The following is a 3,620-nucleotide window of genomic DNA, read 5'->3' as shown; positions in this document are numbered from 1 at the left end:
ACGCCTTCAAGGTGCCCGGCAAGCAGATGAACTACGTCAACCGCAAGCCGATCGGCGTCGCGGGTCTGATCACGCCGTGGAACACCCCGTTCATGCTCGAATCGTGGAAGCTCGGTCCGGCGCTCGCCACCGGCAACACCGTGGTGCTCAAGCCCGCCGAGTTCACTCCCCTGTCGGCGTCGCTGTGGGCCGGCATCTTCGAAGAAGCCGGCCTGCCGCAGGGTGTGTTCAACCTCGTCAACGGCCTCGGCGAAGACGCCGGCGACGCGCTGGTGAAGCACCCCGACGTGCCGCTCATCTCGTTCACCGGCGAGAGCCGCACCGGGCAGATCATCTTCGGCAACGCAGCCCCCTTCCTGAAGGGGCTGTCGATGGAGCTGGGCGGCAAGAGCCCCGCCGTCGTCTTCGACGACGCCGACCTCGACACCGCGGTGGATGCCTGCGTCTTCGGCGTGTACTCCCTCAACGGCGAGCGCTGCACCGCGGGCAGCCGCATCCTCGTGCAGCGCGGCGTCTACGACGAGTTCGTCGAGCGCTTCGCCGCGATCGCCCAGCGCGTCAAGGTCGGCCACCCGCACGACCCGACCACCGAGGTCGGCGCGCTGGTGCACCCCGAGCACTACGAGAAGGTGATGAGCTACGTCGAGATCGGCAAGACCGAGGGTCGCCTGATCGCCGGCGGCGGTCGCCCCGAGGGCTTCCCGACCGGCAACTACGTCGCACCGACCGCGTTCGCCGACGTGGCACCGGATGCCCGGATCTTCCAGGAGGAGATCTTCGGACCCGTCGTCGCCATCACCCCCTTCGACACCGAGGAGGAGGCGCTGGCGCTGGCGAACAACACGCGCTACGGCTTGGCCGCCTACATCTGGACGAACGACCTCAAGCGCGCACACAACTTCGCCGGCGCCGTCGAGGCCGGCATGGTGTGGCTGAACTCGAACAACGTGCGCGACCTGCGCACCCCGTTCGGCGGCGTCAAGGCATCCGGACTCGGACACGAGGGCGGATACCGCTCGATCGACTTCTACACCGACCAGCAGAGCGTGCACATCACCCTCGGCGAGCCGCACAACCCCGCCTTCGGCAAGCAGGATCTGGACGACCCGGACCCGCGCTGACCCTTCGGCAGGCTCAGGGACCCATCCCTGGGTGAGCCTGTCGAAGGTCAGGGCCTCATCTTCTGAACACAGGCAAGGACGCTGACATGACGAACCACGCAGGAAAGACCCTCACCTCCTCCGGCTTCTACGTGAGCCAGGAGGCGCCGATCCACACCGATGATCCCATCGCGACGCCCGTCGCGAGCCCGCCCGACATCCTCCGCTGCGCGTACATGGAGCTCGTCGTGACCGACCTCGCCGCCTCGCGCGAGTTCTACGTCGACATCCTGGGTCTGTACGTCACCGAAGAGGACGAGCGCACGATCTACCTCCGCTCGACCGAGGAGTTCATCCACCACAACCTCGTGCTGCGCACGGGCGAGGTCGCGGCCGTCGCCGCGTTCTCGTACCGGGTGCGCACGCCCGAAGACCTCGACCGTGCGGTGGAGTTCTACACCGAGCTCGGCTGCGACGTGCGCCGCAACCCGGACGGATTCGTGAAGGGCATCGGCGACTCGGTGCGCGTGGTCGACCCGCTCGGCTTCCCCTACGAGTTCTTCCACCAGAGCGAGCACGTCGAGCGGATGTCGTGGCGCTACGACCTGCACATCCCCGGCGAGCTGGTGCGCCTCGACCACTTCAACCAGGTCACCCCCGACGTACCGCGCGCCGTGCGCTACATGCAGGACCTCGGCTTCCGCGTCACCGAGGACATCCAGGACGGCGACGGCACCGTGTACGCGGCGTGGATGCGCCGCAAGCCCACCGTGCACGACACCGCGATGACCGGCGGTGACGGGCCGCGCATGCACCACGTGTGCTTCGCGACGCACGAGAAGCACAACATCCTCTCGATCTGCGACAAGCTCGGGGCGCTGCGCCGCTCGGACGCCATCGAGCGCGGCCCCGGCCGCCACGGCGTGAGCAACGCGTTCTACCTGTACCTGCGCGACCCCGACGGCCACCGTGTCGAGGTGTACACGCAGGACTACTACACCGGCGACCCGGACAACCCGGTCGTGACCTGGGACGTGCACGACAACCAGCGCCGCGACTGGTGGGGCAACCCCGTCGTGCCCAGCTGGTACACCGACGCGTCGCTCGTGCTCGACCTCGACGGCAACCCGCAGCCCGTGCGCGCCCGCACCGACTCGAGCGAGATGGCCGTGACGATCGGCGCCGACGGCTTCTCGTACACCCGCCCCGACGAGGGCGAGAAGTCGATGCCCGAGTGGAAGCAGGGCGAGTACAAGCTCGGACACCAGCTGTGACCCTCCCCGCCGAGACCATCGCCGCCCTCGCGGCGGAGCTGGCCGAGGCCGAGAGGACGCGCGGCGTGATGCCGCGCATCACCGCCCGGTATACGGATGCCACGATCGAGGACTCCTACGCGATCCAGGGCGTCTGGCGCGACTCGCAGCTCGCCGCCGGACGCCGCCTGGTGGGACGCAAGATCGGGCTAACCTCGAAGGCCATGCAGCAGGCGACGGGGATCACCGAGCCCGACTACGGCGTGATGTTCGACGACACCGTCTACCCGTCCGGCGCGGAGATCCCCTTCGACGACTTCTCGAACGTGCGCATCGAGGTCGAGCTCGCGTTCGTGCTGAAGACGCCGCTCGAAGGGCCCGACTGCACGCTCGACGACGCGCTCGCGGCGATCGATTACGCCGTGCCCGCCCTCGAGGTGCTCAACTCGCACATCGAGCTGGAGGGACGCACGATCGTCGACACGATCAGCGACAACGCCGCCTACGGCGCGATGGTGCTCGGCGACGTGCACATGCGACCCGACGAGATCGACCTGCGCTGGGTGCCCGGCGTGCTGTCGAAGAACGGTCAGATCGAGGAGACCGGCGTCGCCGCCGGCGTGCTCGGGCATCCGGCCACCGGTGTCGCCTGGCTGGCGAACAAGTTCCACCAGCACGGCGCGCGGCTCGAGGCAGGCGAGATCATCCTGGCAGGATCGTTCACCAGACCCATGTGGGTCGAGCGCGGCGACGAGGTGCTGTGCGACTACCGCGAGATGGGAACGATCGCATGCCGCTTCGTCTAGAGCCCACCTTCCGTGACGCGCTGGCCGCCGCGGACCGTCCACTGATCGGCATGTGGCTGAGCACCGGCACGACGCTGAACGCCGAGATCTGCGCGGGGTCGGGCGTCGACTGGCTGCTGATCGACATGGAGCACGGCCCGAACACGGTGATCTCGGTGCAGCAGCAGCTGCAGGTGATCGCCGCGTACCGGGTGCCCACCATCGTGCGGGTGCCCGTGAACGACGCCGTGATCATCAAGCAGGTGCTCGACACGGGCGCGCAGAACCTGCTCGTGCCCATGGTCGGCTCGGCCGCCGAGGCGCAGGCGGCGGTCGCCGCGGTGCGCTACCCGCCCGAGGGTGTGCGCGGGGTCGGCTCCGGCCTCGCCCGCAGCGGCCGGTGGGGCCGGGTGGCCGGGTACGTTCCCGAGGCGTCGGAGACGATCTCGCTGTTCGTGCAGATCGAGTCGGCGGATGCCGTC

At 68.7% G+C, this 3,620-nt stretch carries 4 protein-coding genes; all 4 read left to right on the top strand.

Annotated features, from left to right (window positions below; all coding sequences use genetic code 11):
* The coding region (locus RT309_RS09805; protein WP_313356686.1) for an aldehyde dehydrogenase at nt 1-1,121 on the top strand (1,121 nt) is incomplete at its 5' end.
* Nucleotides 1,122-1,207: 86 nt separating this feature from the next.
* Nucleotides 1,208-2,374, top strand: coding sequence for a 3,4-dihydroxyphenylacetate 2,3-dioxygenase (gene hpaD, locus RT309_RS09800; protein ID WP_313356685.1), 1,167 nt, complete (start codon nt 1,208-1,210; stop codon nt 2,372-2,374).
* On the top strand, nt 2,371-3,159 hold the full coding sequence (locus RT309_RS09795) for a fumarylacetoacetate hydrolase family protein (protein ID WP_313356684.1): 789 nt from the start codon (nt 2,371-2,373) through the stop codon (nt 3,157-3,159). The genes hpaD and RT309_RS09795 overlap by 4 nt, the downstream gene beginning before the upstream one ends.
* Nucleotides 3,144-3,620 (top strand): aldolase/citrate lyase family protein (locus RT309_RS09790; protein ID WP_313356683.1); only part of this gene is annotated, 477 nt, incomplete at its 3' end. The genes RT309_RS09795 and RT309_RS09790, both read left to right, overlap by 16 nt.

Origin of the sequence: Microbacterium sp. (assembly GCF_032084865.1) — a bacterium.
Taxonomy (GTDB): Bacteria; Actinomycetota; Actinomycetes; order Actinomycetales; family Microbacteriaceae; genus Microbacterium.
Note: the sequence above shows the minus strand (reverse complement) of the source record. Positions and strands in the feature narration are given on the sequence as shown.

Coding starts and splice junctions, on each gene's coding strand:
- hpaD (WP_313356685.1), top strand. CDS start 1,208: ATGACGAACCACGCAGGAAAGACCCTCACCTCCTCCGGCTTCTACGTG.